This window comes from Streptomyces sp. NBC_01571, assembly GCF_026339875.1.
Classification (GTDB): domain Bacteria; phylum Actinomycetota; class Actinomycetes; order Streptomycetales; family Streptomycetaceae; genus Streptomyces.
This window is the reverse complement of the sequence record NZ_JAPEPZ010000001.1, coordinates 3,950,237-3,966,980: the sequence shown is the minus strand read 5'-3', so window position 1 is coordinate 3,966,980 and position 16,744 is coordinate 3,950,237. Positions and strand designations below refer to the sequence as shown.

Here is a 16,744-nt window from a genome sequence, read left to right as displayed (position 1 = left end):
GACCGGACCCCCGTCCTCCGGGTAAGTGCCGCGCGGGACAGGGTTGTTCACATCGTCTCCAGACGGTCGTACGCGGTGCGGCGCGCGGCGAGCAGCAGGGCGCAGAGCGCGCACCCCGTCGCCCATCCCCACTGCGCGGGCGCGCCGGTGAAGTAGAGGGAGAGCTGCTGGGAGAGACGCTCCGTAAGGCCCGAGCCGGTGGCCGCCAGGCCCGGGCCGCCGGATGCGAGGAGCGGTGCCGTCAGCGCGAGCAGCCAGCCGCCGCCCACCACCGTGGAGCCGGTACGACAGCTCGTGTACCCGGACAACGCCAGCGTGGCCAGCGTCAGGGCGAGCCCCGGCAGCAGCCAGGCCGCCGCCGTGGGCGTCTGCGGCAGGCGCGGACCGACGGTGGGGAGCAGGAGCCCCGCTGCCGTCAGCAGCGGCACGCTCACCGCCAGTACGGCGGCCGTCCGGGTGAGGAGCAGCCGCAGTCCGCCGGAGGGCGACGTCGCGACGAGCTCGTGCAGCGGGTCGGCGTGCCGGCCGTAGGAGAGGGCGACCCCGGCGACGGGGACCACCGGCGCGACGGCCAACAGGAGCGGGCGCGCGCTGTCGGACCCGCCGCCGTACGCCAGCGCGAGCGCCCCCACGGCCACCAGCAGCACGGCTCCGGTCCAGGCGCCGCGCAGAGCGGGCCCGGCGGCCCAGACGATCCGCCCGAGCCGCCCCCCGGCGGCCCGGGCGCGCCGCGGCGCCGAGGGTGCGGGCGCCGCGGCCGGGGGAAGCGAGGGAGCCGGAAGCGGATCCCGGGGCGGGTGCAGGACGGTGTCCAGGACCGCGTCCCGCACGCGCGCCAGGACCGGCCCCGCGGCCCCCGCGAGCGCCGCGTTGGATGCCCGTGCGGCGCAGGAACCGCAGCTCTCCAGGTGCTTCTCCAGGGACCACGCGTCCGGCTCCGGAAGGGTGCCGTCCGTGTAACGGGCGACGAGATCGTCGGCGGCGTGCCAGCCGGTCATGCCGGGCCTCCCAGCGGTGACGGGTCCACAGAGGGGTTGAGGTGGGCGAGCGCCGACCTGAGTTCCGCGCGCGCCCGCATCGCGCGGGTCTTGACCGTGCCTTCGGGGATCCCGAGCAGCCGGGCCGCCTCGCGCGTGGTCAGCCCGTCGACGACGGTGGCGCGCAGCACCTCGCGCAGTTCGGGGGAGATGCGGTCCAGGGCCGTGCCCACGTCCCCGTACTCCAGGCCCGCCAGCACGCGCTCCTCCGCGGAGGGCACGGGCCGCGGTGCCGCGTACTCGGTCTGTTCGGCCCGCTCGACCCGTACGGCACGCTCCCGCGCCCGCCGGGCGTCGACGAGCCGGCGCGCCGCGATCGTCCACAGCCAGCCGCCCGCCTCCGCGCCCCGGTGCCCGGCCGCCGACCGCCACACGGTCACGAAGGTGTCCTGCAGCACCTCCCGGACGACCTCGGGATCACCGCAGCGCCGGGTCAGCCGCGTGTGCAGCCATCCGGCGTGCCGGTCGTACAGTGCGGCCAGCGCCGCCGAGTCCGCGTCCGCGACGGCTCGCAGCAGTGCCGCGTCCGTGGCGTCCTCCCGGTGGCCCCTCACGGGGCGGAACAGTCTCACACCCCGTCTATCGGTCCCGTCGGAACCACCGGTTCATTCCCGCACGGCCCACAGGTCCGAGCCGGAACAGAACGTGACCAAAAGCACATTGTTCGCCCGTGTACGTCTGCCGTCCCGCGCGTTGGGTAGGGCTGCGGTAACCCGCCCGCCGCCGTACCCGACAAGGAGGCCCCCGTGGCCGCATCGGCACACCTTCTGCTCTCGGCCCTCTCCAAACGCCCGACGGAACCGACCGTCGAACCCCGCTTCTCCGTCGAGCCGCGCTTCTCCGCCGAACCCCGCTTCTGCCTCTTCACCGCCGAGGGCACCGCCGCCGAGCTCCCGCTCACCAGCGAACCCCCGCTCCCCGACGCCGAGCCGCTGACCAGTGAGCCGCCGCTGGCCGACGCCGCGCACCTGACCAGCGAACCCATCTCCACCGGCGCCGCCACGGACGCTTCGGGGGTCTAGATGCCGCTGTCCCGGCTCGCCGCACTGCACGGCGTCGCCACCTCCTACAGCCCCTCGCCCGGCCGGACCGTCGCGGCCACCGACACCGCGGTCGTCGCCGCGCTGGCGGCGCTCGGCGTCGACGCGAGCACCCCCGAAGCCGTCCGCGCGGCCCTCGCCGCCCGGGAGGCCGAGACACGGGACCGGCTTCTGCCGCCGACCGTGGTCTGCTGGGGCGGCCGGCCGCCCGACGCGCTCTCCGCGCTGCCCGCAGGCACCCGTCTGCGGATCACCACCGAACAGGGCGAGACCCGCGCCGCGGCCGAACAACTCCCGCCCGGCGTCCACGCGTTACGCGCCACCGCCCCCGACGGCCGCACCGCCGACGCCCACCTCGTCGTCGCCCCCGACCGGCTGCCCACGCCGCCCGGACGCACCTACGGACTCCTCGTCCAGCTCTACTCCCTTCTCTCCCGCCGCTCCTGGGGCATGGGCGACCTCGGCGACCTCGCCGAACTGAGCGCCTGGGCCGGCCGGGCCCTGGGTGCCGGATTCGTCCAGGTCAACCCCCTGCACGCGGCCGTGCCCGGCACGCCCACGGACCCCTCCCCGTACCGCCCCTCCTCCCGCCGTTTCCCCGACCCGGTGCACTTGCGGATCGAGGACATCCCCGAGTACGCGTACGTCGACGACCGCGACCACGTCCGTACGCTGCTGGAGCGCGCCGAGCGACTGCGCGCGTCGGTGCTCGACAAGGACGCGCTGATCGACCGCGACGCCGTCTGGGAACTCAAGCGCGAGGCGCTGGAACTGATCCGCGAGGTACCGCTCGGGCCCGGACGGCGGGCGGCGTACGTCGACTTCCTCGCCGAGGAGGGCGAGGCTCTGGAGGACCACGTCACCTGGTGCGCGCTCGCCGAGGTCCACGGTCCGGAGTGGCAGAAGTGGCCCGTGGGCCTGCGCGACCCCCGCTCACCCGAAACCGCCCGCGCCCGAAGCGAGTTGATGGACCGGGTCGACTTCCACAGCCGTCTCGCCTGGCTCACCGACGCCCAGCTCGCCGCCGCACAGCGCTCCGCGCGGGACGCCGGCATGCCCGTAGGACTCGTGCACGACCTCGCGGTCGGGGTGCATCCGGGCGGAGCCGACGCCTGGGCGCAGCAGGAGTACTACGCGGCGGGCATGTCGGTCGGCGCGCCCCCGGACGCCTTCAACGCGCGCGGACAGGACTGGGGCCTGCCGCCGTGGCGGCCGGACCGGCTGGCCGCCTCGGGCTACGCCCCCTACCGCCGCCTGCTGCGTGCCCTCTTCCGGTACACGGGCGCGCTGCGCATCGACCACGTCATGGGCCTCTTCCGGCTCTGGTGGATCCCGCAGGGACAGCCGCCCACGGAGGGGACGTACGTCCGCTACGACGCCGAGGCGATGCTCGCCGTCCTGACGCTGGAGGCCTCACGGGCCGGGGCGCTGGTGATCGGCGAGGACCTCGGCACCGTCGAGCCCGGGGTGCGCGAGACGCTCCAGGAGCGCGGGGTGCTGGGCACCTCGGTGCTGTGGTTCGAGCGCGACTGGGACGGCGACGGACAGCCCCTTCCTCCCGAGCGCTGGCGCGCGGACTGCCTGGCCACCGCCACCACCCACGACCTGCCGCCCACCGCCTCCCGTCTCACCGGTGACCACGTCGAACTCCGCGGCCGGCTCGGCCTGCTGACCGGCGGCCTGGCGGAGGAGCGGGCCGCGGCCGCGTCGGAGATGGGGGAGTGGCTGGCACTCTTCGCCCGGCTCGGGCTGCTGCGCGGCTCGGGCTCCGCGGTGTCGGAGGAGGCCGAGATCCAGGCCGTGCACCGGTTCCTGCTGCGCACTCCGGCCCGCATGGTCGGTGTCTGGCTCCCGGACGCGGTCGGTGACCGGCGCCCGCAGAACCTGCCCGGCACCTGGGACCAGTACCCGAACTGGCGGCTGCCCGTCGCCGGCGCGGACGGCCGCCCGGTCACGCTGGAGGAACTGGCCGCCTCACCGCGGCTGTACGCCCTCGTCGACGTGCTGCGGGCGCTCCCCGGGGACGGCGTGGGAGGTGGCCCACAGCGCTGAGACACCGCTGACACACCGCTGGGACACCGCTGAGGCCTCCGTACGGCACCCCCGGGCGCGCGGCTCATTCGGGTGTTCGCTACGTTTGCACCGTGGACAAGAAGAACGCCCTGCGCGCCGGCGCCCTGGCTTCCGGTACGACGCTGATGATGCTGCTCATGTCGTCCCCCGCGCTCGCGCTGACCCGCGACGACGGTGACGACCCCGGCAAGGGCCTGAGCGTGATCGACACGGTCGGCCTCTACGTCGTCGCGCCGATCCTGCTGTTCGCGATCATCGCGGGCCTCGTCATGGTCCTGGACAAGTCTCCCAAGCAGGCGAAGCGGGGCTGATTCCGGCTCCCTTCCGCCCTTCCGTCTCTCCGTCGAGGGAGTCCGCGCTCACCCACCCGGGTGCGCGCGGACTCCCTCGACGTGTTTCCGGGAGGCGCGCCTTCCGGGGGCGCCGGGCGCACGCTCCGGGAGTGCGGCGCGATCTCTAGGGGTGCGGCGCCGTGAGGTACCGCTGCACCGTCGGTGCCAGCCACGCCACGATCTCCTCCCGCGGCAGCGCCACGGCGGGTGGGAAGCACAGGACGTAGCGGGCGAGGGCGAGGCCCAGCAGCTGTGCGGCGGTGAGCGCGGCCCGGACCGGCGCCTGCTCCGGGTCGGGGCAGAGGTGCCGGGCGATCGGCAGCAGCTGGTCCCGGAAGATGCCCTGCATGCGCTCGGCGCCGGCCTGGTTGGTGACGCCGACCCGCAGTACGGCGGTGAGCACGTCGTTCTCCTCCCAGAGGTCCAGGAAGTGCTGGACGAGGGCGTGGCCCACGTCCTCGCGGTTCAGCCGCTCCGGCGCCGGCAGCCGCAGATCGACGTCGAGGACCGCGGCGAACAGCCCCTCCTTCGAGCCGTAGTACCGCATGACCATGGACGGGTCGATACGGGCGTCCTTGGCGATGGCGCGGATGGTGGCGCGCTCGTAGCCGTCGGCGGCGAAGCGCTCGCGGGCGGCGGTGAGGATCGCGGTGCGGGTGGTGTCGGAGCGGCGGGGCGAGGCCTGGGGCGAGGTCGGGGGTGAGGCCGGCGCGGTGGCCGAGGGTTCCTTGACGGGCATGCCAACAACCGTAGGCCAACACCTGTTGACAGTCCAGTGTGGGCGTTCTACGTTTGTCAACGAGCGTTGGCCAACAAGCGTTGACGAGGTGTTGACCAGCGGTCGCTCAGCATCACCCGGCGGGGACCGCCGGGCGGGAATGGTTGGTCAACGAGTGTTGGCCCATGATTGTTGGCATCAGGAGGCCGCCATGAACGGCAAGACCCGCACCGACGCCGCGTACCGGACCGTGATCATCGTCGGCTCCGGCCCCACCGGCCTTCTGCTGGCCGCCGACCTTGCCACCGCCGGCGTCCCCGTGACCCTTGTCGAGAAGCGCCCGCACAAGATCAGTAACCTCTCCCGGGCCTTCGTCCTGCACGCCCGCACCCTGGAGCAGCTCGACGCCCGCGGTCTCGCCGACGAGCTGGAGGCCCAGGGCCGGGCCCTCGACCGCATCCGGCTCTTCGGCCGGCTCTCCGTCGAGCTCGACACCCTCCCCTCCCGCTTCAACCACCTGCTGGTGATCCCGCAGTACGAGGTGGAGAAGGCGCTGGAGCGGCGGGCGGTCGAGGCCGGGGTGCGGTTCGTGTACGAGACCGAGGTGACCGGGCTGCGCCAGGACGCGGACGGCGTGACGCTCGACGTCCGGCACCCGGACGGGGAGACCGGGGAACTGCGCGGCGCGTACGTCGTCGGCGCGGACGGGATGCACAGCGCGGTGCGCGAGGCGGTCGGACTGCCGTTCCCCGGCAAGTCCGTCATCCGGTCCGTCGTCCTCGCGGACGTCCTGCTGGCCGAGGAACCGGAGTCGGTGCTGACCGCCAACGCCGTCGGCGACGCCTTCGCCTTCATCGCGCCCTTCGGCGACGGCTACTACCGCGTGATCGGCTGGCACCGGGGCCGCAACGTCCCCGACAGCGAGCCGCTCGGACTCGACGAGGTCAAGGAGATCACCCGGCTCTCCCTGGGCCGCGACTACGGCATGCACGACGCCCGCTGGATGTCCCGCTTCCACAGCGACGAGCGCCAGGCACCCGCGTACCGCGTCGGCCGGGTCTTCCTCGCCGGTGACGCCGCCCACGTCCACACCCCGGCCGGCGGTCAGGGCATGAACACCGGTCTCCAGGACGCGGCGAACCTCGGCTGGAAGCTGGCCCTGGTCGTCAACGGTCACGCGGCGCCCGCCCTGCTGGACACCTACCAGGACGAGCGCCACCCCGTCGGCAGGTCGGTGCTGCGCAGCAGCGGCGGGATCGTACGGCTCGCGATGGCCAGGCGTCCGTGGACGCTGGCGCTGCGCACCGCGCTCACCACGGTCCTCAACGGGGTCGGCCCGGCGGGCCGGAAGGCGGCCGGCCAGATCACCGGCATCGGCTACGCCTACCGGGCGCCGCGTGGCGCGCACGCCCTCGTCGGCACCCGTGTCCCGGATGTCGCCCTGCGCGGCGGACGTCTCTACGAGGCGCTACGGGGCGGCAGGTTCGTCCTCGTGACGCCGGGGCCGGCCCCTCGGCCGTACGAGGCCGGCGATCGCAAGGACCGCCTCGTGGTGGAGAGTTGGGCGAGCGACCGGCGGACCACGCTGCTCGTGCGGCCCGACGGCTACGTGGCCTGGGCCGCGGAGACCCCCGACGAGGCGGCGGTCGAGGCGGCGGTGACGGCCGCGGTGGGCGACTGAACCGGGGGTGTCCTCCGGACCGGGCCGATCGCCTTCGCGAGACCGGGGCGCGGCGATAGCGTCACGTCGATCCCGCGTGACGTGTCCCCCGGAGGTTCCCGTGACCGATGCCGTGTGCCGCAGTTGTGCCAAGCCCCTGGCCGGACGGGCCGGGCGGGCGGGACGGAGCTCGGTGTACTGCTCGGCCGCCTGTCGGCAGAAGGCGTACCGGGAGCGGCAGGCGGCGCCCGTCGACACCGTGCGCGGGCTGATCGAGGAGGTCGGGCGGCAGGTCGAGGCGCTGGTTCCGCAGCCGCCGTCCGTCTTCTACTCCGGCGTGACCGACCTGGCCGCCTCGGTCGGACGGCTGCGCCGTATCGCCCGGGTCGCCCGGGACACCGCGAAGGTCGGTTCCGTCACGCGGGCCGACGTGACGAAAGGGCCGGGCTCACCCGCCCCCGCCGACGAACCCACCACAGCGGACCATGACGCCCCGCACCCCACCACCCCGCGGACCTCCCCGGACCAGGGCCCCCGTACGCGCGATTCCGTCACGCGCGATTCCGGTACGGATGATTCCGCAACGCGCGATTCCGTCACACGGCCTTCCGTCACACGGCCTTCCGTCACACGGCCTTCCGCCACGCGGACCTCCGTGACGCAGGACTCCGGTCCGCACGCCGCCCTCGGGGAGAGCGACTTCGCCGCGCTCGTCGAGCCGTACCGGCGCGAGCTGCGCGTGCACTGCTACCGGATGGCGGGCTCGTACGACGACGCCGAGGACCTCGTGCAGGAGACGTTCCTGTGTGCCTGGCGGGCCCGGGACGGCTTCGCGGGGCGGGCGGCCGTACGGACCTGGCTGTACCGGATCGCCACGAACGCCTGTCTGGACTTCCAGCGGCGCACCGCCCGCCGTCCCCGGCGTTACGAGCCGCTGCCCGGAATGAACCACGGCAGCGCCGAACCCCCGGCCCGCATCACCTGGCTCCAGCCGTACCCCGACGGGGACCTGCCCTCCGCCGACGACCAGCCGGACGCCGTCGCCGTCTCCCGGGAGACCATGGAGCTCGTCTTCCTCGCCGCCATCCAGCATCTGCCGCCCCGCCAGCGTGCCGTCCTGGTCCTGCGTGACGTGCTCGGACTCTCCGCGGCCGAGACCGGCGAGGCGCTGGAGATGACGGTGGCCTCGGTCAACAGCGCCCTGCAACGCGCCCGGCCCACCCTGCGCGACCGTCTGCCCCGCCGCCGCACCGAATGGACCGCCGAGGCCGACGCCCGCGAGCGCGAGGTCCTCGGGCGTTACATGGCAGCCGCCGAGAGCCTCGACCTCGCCGCGTTCACCGACCTGCTCAGCGAGGACATCAGGCTCACCATGCCGCCGAACCCGTACTGGTTCGTCGGCCGCGCCGCGCTCACCGAGTTCCTCGGGATCAGCCTCGACCCCGCGTCCCCGCTGTTCCTCGGCCACTGGCGCCATCTTCCCGCGCGGGCCAACGGGCAGCTCGCGGCGGGGGGTTACGTACGCCGCCCCGGTACCACCGTGTACCGCGCGCAGGTCCTCGACGTCCTGCGCATCGAGGGCGACCGCATCGTGGAGATCACCTCCTTCGAGCCGCACCTCTTCCCGGCGTTCGGACTGCCTCTGCGGCTCCCGGCCGACCGGTGAGCGACGCGCCGTGAGCGCCGGCCGATGAGCGCCGGCCGACGACTGGTGACCGACGACTGGTGACCGGCGAGTGGTGACCGACGAGTGGTGACCGACGAGTGGTGACCGACGACTGCGGGAGGGCGCGTACGTCTGTATGACCGACACGTTCGACGGACCCGTACGACGCACTCGTACGGCCGTACACCTTCAGGAGACTTCACCATGCTGCTCACCGACAAGACCGCGATCGTCTACGGCGCCGGCGGATCCATCGGCGGCGCCGTCGCGCGCACCTTCGCCCAGGAGGGTGCCCGCGTGCACCTGGTGGGTCGTACGGGCGAGACGCTGGACGCGGTGGCGAAGGACATCGTGGCGGCGGGCGGGTACGCCGAGACCGCGGTGCTCGACGCCCTGGACGAGGCGGCGGTCGAGGCGCACGTCGCCTCGCTGGACGCCGTCGACATCTCGTTCAACCTGGTCACCCGGGGCGACGTGCAAGGAGTTCCGCTGGTCGACCTGCCGGTCGAGGACTTCGTACGGCCCGTCGAGACCGGTATCCGCGCCACGTTCACGACCGCCCGCGCCGCCGCCCGGCGCATGGCCGAGGCGGGCTCGGGCGTGGTGCTCACGCTCAACAGCGGCTCCGCGCACGGCAGTCCGATGATGGGCGGCACGGGACCGGCCGACGCGGCGATCGACACGCTGGTGCGGAACCTGGCGATGGAGCTGGGGCCACGCGGGCTGAGGGTCGTGGGCCTGTGGGCCGCCGGGGTGCCCGAGACGCTGACCCGGGAGAAGCTCGCGGCGGTCCACAGCGGTATGGACCTCGACGAGACGGCTCTTCAGGGACTGCTCGCGAACCTCGCCGGGATGCGGATGACCCGGCGCAACCCCACCCTCGCCGAGATCGCCGCCACCGCCGCCTTCCTCGCCTCCGACCGGGCGGGCGGCATCACCGGCACGTTCGTCAACGTCACGGGCGGGATGGTCCCGCACTGAGCCGGCGCCCCCGCCACCAGGTGCGCGCCCACAGCACGTGGACCCCGCCGAGCGCGACCACGACCGCCGCGGAGTCGAGGCGCTGCGCGGCGGAGTGGCCGGCGCCCAGCCGGGCCACCGCGCGGGCGAAGAGGGTGACGTCCGCGGGCAGCGTGACGGCCGCGAGGAACGCGAGACACAGCGCGGTGCCCACGACGAGCACGGCGCTGTACACGCGCACGGCTCGCCGTTCGTGGACGGGCAGTTGGAGGCTGGGGTCCGGGGCGGACGTGTGCCGCAGTACCCGCCGGGCGGCGTACTGGGAGAACGCCACCCCGTCCCCGTACAGATCGCGGCAGCGCGTCAGGTCCTGGAGCACGAAGTACAGGTCCGTACGCATGAAGACCATGAGCTGGAAGGGCAGCGGGAGCAGGGCGAGCAGCGCGACGGCGGCGAGGACCCGGCGGCCCGCGCCGTCCGTGGTGCCCGCCGCGAGGGCGGCGAGCGAGGCGACGGACAGGTTGGTCGCGATGCCGGCCAGATAGGCGGTCAGACGGTGGCGGCGCGGGGCGATCTCGATGCCGCTGATGTCCGTCTGCATGACCAGGAACTGGAGCCGCGTGCCCAGCCGCATCCGGCCGGGGACGCCGGTCGCGCGGGCGGCCACCAGGTGCGCGCACTCGTGGAGCAGCAGGAGGGTCCAGCCCACGCCCGCGCCGAGCGCGATCACCGCGCTGCCGTGCGGGCTCCACAGGAGGGTGTGGTAGCTGAGCGGAACGGGTGGCCGGCTGAGAAGGGCGGCCGCGATCAGCAGTCCGACCAGGACGGGGACGACGGGGCTCAGCACCCAGCGCACGTGCCGGGGGCGGATCCGGGCGAACGTCGGCTTCGGCGGAGGCGGCGACTCCGTGGCCCGCCCGTCCACCTCGGCCACGAACCCGAGGTCCACCAGCGCCTCGACGAAATCGGCTACGTCGATGTCGTCGCCGGTCGTCTCCCGCAGCCGCCGCCCCACCTCGGCTGCGCCCAGCCCCTGCCCGAGCAGGTCCAGCGCCTGCTTGCCGACCTCGGGCAGCGCGACGAACCGGCCGGTCGCGAGCCGCCCGACGATCCATTCGTCCCCGTCGGGGCGCGAGTCGAGCCGGTGGAGCCGTACGTGGGGGGTGGGGCCCGGGGCCGCCGGGGACCGGCCGGCGGGGCCGGCGCACCCGTGACGCTCCCCGGCGGACCGGGTCATCCCTGGCCTCCGGCCTGTTGTCCGGACTGCCCTCCGGTCCGGTCCCCGGTTCGTTCTCCGGACGTTCCCTCGGTCCTGCCCTCGACCCGTGACCCGGCGCGTTCTCCGGTGGGCCGGTCGCCGCAGGCCGGGCAGTCGGGCCGTCGCGGGGATCTCTCCAGCACGGGATCCCCGGGCAGCATCAGGTTCATCCCGAAGCGGAAACCCGGGTCGAGCGCGGGCACGCCGGTGAGCAGGGCCAGGGCCGCGTGGGCGAGCAGACCGCCGGAGAGACCTGCGGTGACCGCGCTCGCCGGGTTCCACGGCAGATGCGGGGAGGCGGCCTCCTCGTCCTGGCCCGGCCCCAGCCGCAGATCGCGGCGGGCGACCTCCGCGGCCCGCAGACACTCCCAGCAGGCTCCCCGGCCGGGCACGTGCACCCCGGCCGTCACCAGAGGGCCCCGGTATCCGGCGTCGACCCACGGCAGTCCCGCGGCCAGGCAGACACGGTTCGCCCAGCGCCGGATGTCGTCCGGACGGTCGGCGGCGAGAACGAGCAGGTCGTACGGACCGGACGCGCGCGGGGCCTCGGGCGGATCCGGGACCGCGGACGCGCGCGGGGCCTCGGGCGGATCCGGGACCCCGGGCGGACGCGGGGCCTCGGGCGCCCCGGACCGCACCAGCTCCGCCAGATCCTCCGGCCCCCGCACCTCCCGCCGTTCCCCGGTCACCGTCACGTCCGAGTTCAGGGCCCGCAGGGTGCCGAGCGCGGCCTCCACCTTGGGCCGGCCGAGGTCGGGCTCGCGGAACAGGGGCTGGCGGTTGAGGTTCGACAGTTCGACCACGTCCGGGTCCACGCAGTGCAGATGGCCCACGCCGGAGGCGACCAGGCTCTGCGCGGCATGGCCTCCCGTGCCGCCGACGCCGATCAGCAGCACCCGGGCGCCGAGCAGCCGGAGCTGGGCGTCCCACGGGGTCGTCCGGGGACCGAGGTCCATCCAGCGCAGCAGCGGCACGCCCCGGCTGTAGCGGACGCGCTCCCGCGCGGACACCGGCACGGGTGCTCCCGCGTCCTCCACGAACCCGGCGTCGAGCAGATCCGCCATCGCCTGACGGGTGTCCTCGTCCGTGAGACCGCGGAGTCCGGGATGCGCCCGCAGCACCGCGTCCACCACCTCGGCCGGCTCCCGCGTCCCGTCCATCGCCTCGACCAGGGTCCAGACCCAGCCCTCAGGGTCCGCGATCTCCGCGCCGATGCCGTGGATGACGCTGCCGATACGGACGTTGCCGTCGATCGTGCGGTAGGCCCGGTGCTCGGGTTTGATCCGGGGTCGGCGGAGCGTCTCGACCGTGACCGTCACCAGGACCCCTTCCCGTTACAGGTACATGCCTTGACACTCTGGTGCCCCGAGTCGAGCCTTGACAAGACGCGGTCGACGATCGCGCCGTGATGCGCAACATCCTTGCGAGGGGGAGGAGTTGGCGTGCCCACAAAGATCGTGATCCGTCCGTTGGACAAGAAGGAGACCACGGGCGACAGCAGTGGCGGCAACGGCGGCTGACCAGCCCGCCGTACCCGCTCGACGGCCCGGCGCGGTCCGGGCTCCGCTGTTGCGCGCACCGTCGGTCGTGAAGGAGAGGGGACCACATGGCTGCCAGGATCGTGATCCGTCCGTTGGACAAGAAGGAGACCACCGGGGCCAGCAACGCGAACGGCACCTGACCGGAGCCCGGCATGCGGGGAACCCCGTATCCCACCCTGGACGAGCTGCTGCGAGGCGCTCGTGCGACGGTGGCCGCGCTCCCCGGCGACCTGCGTCTGCGCGACATCGGGACCTCGCGTGCCGGCCGGCCGCTGTGGCTGCTGTCGGCCGGGCACGGCCCGCGCCAGGTGCTCACGGTCGCCGGCGCGCACGCCAACGAGCCGGTGGGCGGGGCCACTTCACTGCGGCTCGCCCGCCGGCTCGCCCGTGATCCGAGCGTCCTGGGCAGGGGCGAGGGAGGGCTGGACTGCACCTGGCACTTCCTGCTCTGCCTCGATCCCGACGGTGCGCGTCTCGCCGAGGGCTGGATGTCCGCGAACGCCTCCGCCGCCTCGAACGGCGTGGGTGCCATGGGCACCCTGGACGCCGTGAACGCTTCGGACACCGCGTACGGGCGGACGGCCGGGGCGCCGTCCGGTGCCCGACCGTCGTCGCGCGCCGTGCCGCCCGCCCCCGCACCGCCCCTCATGGGGAGCTACTACCGGGGCTTCTACCGCCCCGCCTTCGCCGCCCAGCCCGAGTTCCCGCCCGTCACGGAGGATCCGCGCGCGCCGATGCCGGAGTCCGAGGCCCTGCTGCGGCTCATCGACGAACTGCGCCCCGTCGTGCAGTTCTCGCTGCACGGTGTCGAAGTAGGAGGAACCTTCCTGCAACTGACCCGTGCGGTGCCCGGAGCGCCGGCCGCCTACCGCCGGATCGCGGCGGACCTGGGCGTTCCCCTGGAACACCGGCCCTTCGACGGCATGGGGTGGCTCGTCGAGGGACCGGGCGTGCTCGTCCTGCCCGACGGCAGCCCGGCGGAGGAACGGGACCCCTCGGGCTTCGTCTCACGGTCGACCTGGCTGCATGCGATGCGGCACGGCACCGTCTCGGCCGTGGTCGAGGCGCCCTTCTGGAGCGTGGCGGGCGTCGGCGATCCACGGCCGGTGGCCGATCCGCGCCGTGAACTCGCCGACGTCAGCGAGCTCCTGCTCGGCCGGGTCAAGCAACTGGAGTCGTTGGTCGGTGAGTTGGACCCGCTTCCGCCCGTGACGCCCGACGAGCTGGCCCACTTCACGGCGGCCCGCGAACTCATGGACATCGGCTCCGGCGTCGTGGACACCTGGAGCGCCGCCCAACTGGCCACCACCGTCGGCAACTCCGTCTCGCTCGGCATCGCGGCCCGCCGCATCCCACTGCGCGCGGCGGCCATGATGAGCCGGGCCCTGGGCGGCGCACCGGCGCTGGACGCGCTCGTGGCCGGGTGGGCCCGCGAGCTGGAGCGCACGTTCGACGCCCGCTGGGTGCCCGTCGCCGACCAGACCGCACTCCAGGCCCGCACCATGCTCGTGCTCGCCCGCGCCCTGATGTGAGGACCCCTCGCGCGGCCCGGGCGACAGAGGGGTCCGGCGACACCGTGGACGGAACGCATCCACGGGCCTCGTGAACACCGGAGGGCCGCCGCCCCCTGGTCCGAAGGAATCCGCCCGCCCGGGGACGGAAAGGGGCGCCCGGCACATGCCGGGCGCCCCCTGTCCGTACGACGTGAGACGCAAGCCGTACGACGTGAGACGCAAGCCGTACGGCGTGCGAGGCAAGACGCGGGACGACCGGTTACGAAGCGGCCGCGTCCGCCGCCTGTGCCTTCAGCGCGCGCTCGATCCCGGCGCGGGACTCCGAGATCAGACGCCGCAGGGCCGCGTTGGACTCGGCGGAGGCCAGCCACGCGTCCGTCTTGGCGAGGGTCTCCTCGGAGACCTGGATCGACGGGTACAGGCCGATCGCGATCTGCTGGGCGATCTCGTGCGAACGGGCGTCCCAGATGTCCTTCACCACGGCGAAGAACCGGTCCGCGTACGGAGCGAGCAGCTCACGCTGGTCGGTCTGCACGAAGCCGCCGATCACCGCCTCCTGCACGGCGTTCGGGAGCTTGTCGGACTCGATGACCGAGACCCAGGCCTCCTCCTTCGCCTCCGCGGTGGGACGGCCGGCCCGCGCGGTGGCCGCGTGCCGCTCACCGGCCGCCGTCCGGTCGCGCTCGTACTCGGCCGCGATCTCCGCCTCGTCGTAGCGGCCGACCGCCGCGAGCCGCTGTACGAACGCCCAGCGCAGCTCGGTGTCGACGGCGAGACCCTCGATGGTCTCCCGGTCCTCCAGCAGGCCCTCCAGGAGGTCCAGCTGCTCCGGAGTCCGGGCGGTCGCCGCGAAGGCGCGCGCCCAGGCGAGCTGGTGGTCGCCGCCGGCCTCGGCCGCGCGCAGGTGCGCGAGGGTCGCCTCGGTCCAGCGGGTCAGCAGCGCCTCGCGGGTGGCGGGGTCGGCGTACAGCTCGATCGCCAGCTTGAGCTGCCGCTGCAGCGACTGCACGACACCGATGTCGGACTCCTTGCCGATGCCGGACAGCACCAGGGACAGGTAGTCGCGGGTGGCGAGCTCCCCGTCGCGGGTCATGTCCCAGGCGGAGGCCCAGCACAGCGCGCGCGGAAGCGATGACTCGAAGTCGCCGAGGTGCTCCGTCACGAAGGCCAGCGAGTCCTCGTCGAGACGGACCTTGGCGTACGACAGGTCGTCGTCGTTGAGCAGGAAGACGGCCGGACGGCGCTTGCCGGTCAGCTCGGGCACGGCGGTCAGCTCACCGTCGACGTCGAGCTCGATCCGCTCGTCGCGCACCAGCTTGCCGCTCGCGTCGTCGAGGTCGTAGAGGCCGATCGCGATGCGGTGGGGGCGGAGCGTCGGCTCGCCCTTGGCGCCCGCCGGGAGCGCCGGGGCCTCCTGGCGGATCGCGAAGGAGGTGACGACCCCGTTCGCGTCCGTCTCGACCTCCGGGCGCAGGACGTTGATGCCGGCGGTCCGCAGCCACTTCTCCGACCAGTTCTTCAGGTCGCGCCCGGAGGTCTCCTCCAGCGCGCCCAGCAGGTCGGACAGACGCGTGTTGCCGTACGCGTGCCGCTTGAAGTACGCCTGCACGCCGCGGAAGAACTCGTCCATGCCGACGTACGCGACGAGCTGCTTCAGCACGCTCGCGCCCTTCGCGTACGTGATCCCGTCGAAGTTGACGAGCACGTCGTCCAGGTCGCGGATCTCCGCCATGATCGGGTGGGTGGACGGCAGTTGGTCCTGCCGGTACGCCCACGTCTTCATGGAGTTGGCGAAGGTCGTCCAGGAGTGCGGCCAGCGGCTGCCCGCGGCGTAGGCCTGGCAGGCGATGGAGGTGTAGGTGGCGAACGACTCGTTCAGCCACAGGTCGTTCCACCACTCCATGGTCACGAGGTCGCCGAACCACATGTGGGCGAGCTCGTGCAGGATCGTCTCGGCGCGGACCTCGTACGCGGCGTCGGTGACCTTCGACCGGAACACGTACTGGTCCCGGATCGTCACCGCGCCCGCGTTCTCCATCGCGCCCGCGTTGAACTCCGGCACGAAGAGCTGGTCGTACTTCTCGAACGGGTACGCGTAGTCGAACTTCTCCTGGAACCACTCGAAGCCCTGCCGGGTGACCTCGAAGATCGCGTCCGAGTCGAGGAACTCGGCGAGCGAGGGACGACAGTAGATGCCGAGCGGCACGCTCTGCCCGTCCTTCTCGTACACACTGTGCACGGAGTGGTACGGGCCGGCGATCAGCGCGGTGATGTACGTGGAGATCCGCGGCGTCGGCTCGAAGGCCCAGGTGTCGTCCTTGGGCTCGGGCGACGGCGAGTTGGAAATGACGGTCCAGCCGGGGGGCGCCTTCACGGTGAACCGGAAGGTGGCCTTCAGGTCGGGCTGCTCGAAGGACGCGAAGACGCGCCGGGCGTCCGGGACCTCGAACTGGGTGTACAGGTAGGCCTGCTGGTCGACCGGGTCGACGAACCGGTGCAGGCCCTCGCCGGTGTTGGTGTACGCGCAGTCGGCGACGACCCGCAGGACGTTGCGTCCCTCCAGCAGGCCCGGCAGCGCGATCCGCGAGTCCTGGAAGACGTCGGCGGGGGCGAGGGCGTCCCCGTTCAGGACCACCTCGTGGACGGCCGGGGCCACCAGGTCGATGAAGGACTCCGCGCCGCTCTCGGAGACATCGAAGCGCACTGTGGTCACGGACCGGTAGGTGCCGCCCTCCTGCGCGCCCGAGAGGTCGAGATCGATCTCGTACGAGTCAACGGTGAGCAGCTTCGCGCGCTGCTGCGCCTCTTCGCGGGTCAGGTTTGTGCCAGGCACGCGGTCATCTCCTCGTTATGTGACGGTTGCGCCATCCTTCCACGGGACCAGCACGGAACGCGATGTCCGTATCCCGCCGGTGACCGGGGCGTTCGGGCGCGACTCTGGAGCG

Annotated in this window: 13 protein-coding genes; 7 read left to right on the top strand and 6 right to left on the bottom strand. The window is 73.4% G+C overall.

Features of this window, described 5'->3' with window-relative positions; translation table 11 throughout:
* Positions 1 to 47: 47 nt before the first annotated feature.
* Both OHB41_RS17815 and OHB41_RS17810 read right to left on the bottom strand, forming a co-directional pair.
* Positions 48 to 998, bottom strand: coding sequence for a zf-HC2 domain-containing protein (locus OHB41_RS17815; RefSeq protein ID WP_266699224.1), 951 nt, complete (start codon positions 996 to 998; stop codon positions 48 to 50).
* A complete protein-coding gene (locus OHB41_RS17810; protein WP_266699223.1) occupies positions 995 to 1,609 on the bottom strand; it encodes an RNA polymerase sigma factor in 615 nt (204 codons plus the stop codon). Before OHB41_RS17810 ends, OHB41_RS17815 begins: the two co-directional genes overlap by 4 nt.
* Before the next feature lie 174 nt (positions 1,610 to 1,783).
* Between OHB41_RS17810 and OHB41_RS17805 the strand changes: the two genes are divergently transcribed.
* The 3 genes from OHB41_RS17805 to OHB41_RS17795 all read left to right on the top strand — a co-directional run bounded on the left by OHB41_RS17805 (position 1,784) and on the right by OHB41_RS17795 (position 4,461).
* Complete coding sequence (locus OHB41_RS17805) at positions 1,784 to 2,059, top strand: hypothetical protein (protein ID WP_266699222.1); 276 nt, start codon at positions 1,784 to 1,786, stop codon at positions 2,057 to 2,059.
* Complete coding sequence (malQ, locus tag OHB41_RS17800; RefSeq protein ID WP_266699221.1) at positions 2,060 to 4,129, top strand: 4-alpha-glucanotransferase; 2,070 nt, start codon at positions 2,060 to 2,062, stop codon at positions 4,127 to 4,129.
* A gap of 92 nt (positions 4,130 to 4,221) precedes the next feature.
* Positions 4,222 to 4,461: a hypothetical protein gene (locus OHB41_RS17795; protein ID WP_168528140.1), complete on the top strand. Its 240-nt coding sequence runs from the start codon at positions 4,222 to 4,224 to the stop codon at positions 4,459 to 4,461.
* A 145-nt stretch (positions 4,462 to 4,606) separates the two neighbouring features.
* Here the strand turns inward: OHB41_RS17795 and OHB41_RS17790 are convergent, their stop codons facing one another.
* On the bottom strand, positions 4,607 to 5,221 hold the full coding sequence (locus OHB41_RS17790) for a TetR/AcrR family transcriptional regulator (RefSeq protein ID WP_266699220.1): 615 nt from the start codon (positions 5,219 to 5,221) through the stop codon (positions 4,607 to 4,609).
* Positions 5,222 to 5,411: 190 nt separating this feature from the next.
* On the opposite strand from OHB41_RS17790, the gene OHB41_RS17785 reads away from it, so the two are divergent.
* From OHB41_RS17785 to OHB41_RS17775, 3 genes are all read left to right on the top strand, one after another.
* Positions 5,412 to 6,881, top strand: coding sequence for an FAD-dependent monooxygenase (locus tag OHB41_RS17785; RefSeq protein ID WP_266699219.1), 1,470 nt, complete (start codon positions 5,412 to 5,414; stop codon positions 6,879 to 6,881).
* Positions 6,882 to 6,981: 100 nt separating this feature from the next.
* A complete protein-coding gene (locus OHB41_RS17780) occupies positions 6,982 to 8,526 on the top strand; it encodes a sigma-70 family RNA polymerase sigma factor (protein WP_266699218.1) in 1,545 nt (514 codons plus the stop codon).
* A gap of 204 nt (positions 8,527 to 8,730) precedes the next feature.
* Positions 8,731 to 9,507 (top strand): SDR family NAD(P)-dependent oxidoreductase, encoded by a 777-nt coding sequence (locus OHB41_RS17775; protein ID WP_266699217.1) that lies wholly within the window; start codon positions 8,731 to 8,733, stop codon positions 9,505 to 9,507.
* Here OHB41_RS17775 and OHB41_RS17770 read toward each other — a convergent pair.
* Entirely contained in the window at positions 9,482 to 10,723 is a 1,242-nt protein-coding gene (locus tag OHB41_RS17770; RefSeq protein ID WP_266699216.1) for a hypothetical protein, read from the bottom strand. The genes OHB41_RS17775 and OHB41_RS17770 overlap by 26 nt on opposite strands.
* On the bottom strand, positions 10,720 to 12,027 hold the full coding sequence (locus tag OHB41_RS17765; protein ID WP_266705941.1) for a HesA/MoeB/ThiF family protein: 1,308 nt from the start codon (positions 12,025 to 12,027) through the stop codon (positions 10,720 to 10,722). Before OHB41_RS17765 ends, OHB41_RS17770 begins: the two co-directional genes overlap by 4 nt.
* A gap of 410 nt (positions 12,028 to 12,437) precedes the next feature.
* Here OHB41_RS17765 and OHB41_RS17760 point away from each other — a divergent pair, with 410 nt between their 5' ends.
* Positions 12,438 to 13,817: a M14 family zinc carboxypeptidase gene (locus OHB41_RS17760; RefSeq protein WP_266699215.1), complete on the top strand. Its 1,380-nt coding sequence runs from the start codon at positions 12,438 to 12,440 to the stop codon at positions 13,815 to 13,817.
* A gap of 241 nt (positions 13,818 to 14,058) precedes the next feature.
* On the opposite strand, the gene pepN is transcribed toward OHB41_RS17760, so the two are convergent.
* A complete protein-coding gene (gene pepN, locus OHB41_RS17755) occupies positions 14,059 to 16,632 on the bottom strand; it encodes an aminopeptidase N (protein WP_266699214.1) in 2,574 nt (857 codons plus the stop codon).
* Between the last annotated feature and the right edge of the window lie 112 nt (positions 16,633 to 16,744).

Excerpts from the sequence above, each read along its gene's own strand:
- OHB41_RS17815 (WP_266699224.1), bottom strand. The coding sequence starts at position 998 with ATGACCGGCTGGCACGCCGCCGACGATCTCGTCGCCCGTTACACGGAC.
- malQ (WP_266699221.1), top strand. The coding sequence starts at position 2,060 with ATGCCGCTGTCCCGGCTCGCCGCACTGCACGGCGTCGCCACCTCCTAC.
- OHB41_RS17790 (WP_266699220.1), bottom strand. The coding sequence starts at position 5,221 with ATGCCCGTCAAGGAACCCTCGGCCACCGCGCCGGCCTCACCCCCGACC.
- OHB41_RS17785 (WP_266699219.1), top strand. The coding sequence starts at position 5,412 with ATGAACGGCAAGACCCGCACCGACGCCGCGTACCGGACCGTGATCATC.
- OHB41_RS17775 (WP_266699217.1), top strand. The coding sequence starts at position 8,731 with ATGCTGCTCACCGACAAGACCGCGATCGTCTACGGCGCCGGCGGATCC.
- OHB41_RS17770 (WP_266699216.1), bottom strand. The coding sequence starts at position 10,723 with ATGACCCGGTCCGCCGGGGAGCGTCACGGGTGCGCCGGCCCCGCCGGC.
- OHB41_RS17760 (WP_266699215.1), top strand. The coding sequence starts at position 12,438 with ATGCGGGGAACCCCGTATCCCACCCTGGACGAGCTGCTGCGAGGCGCT.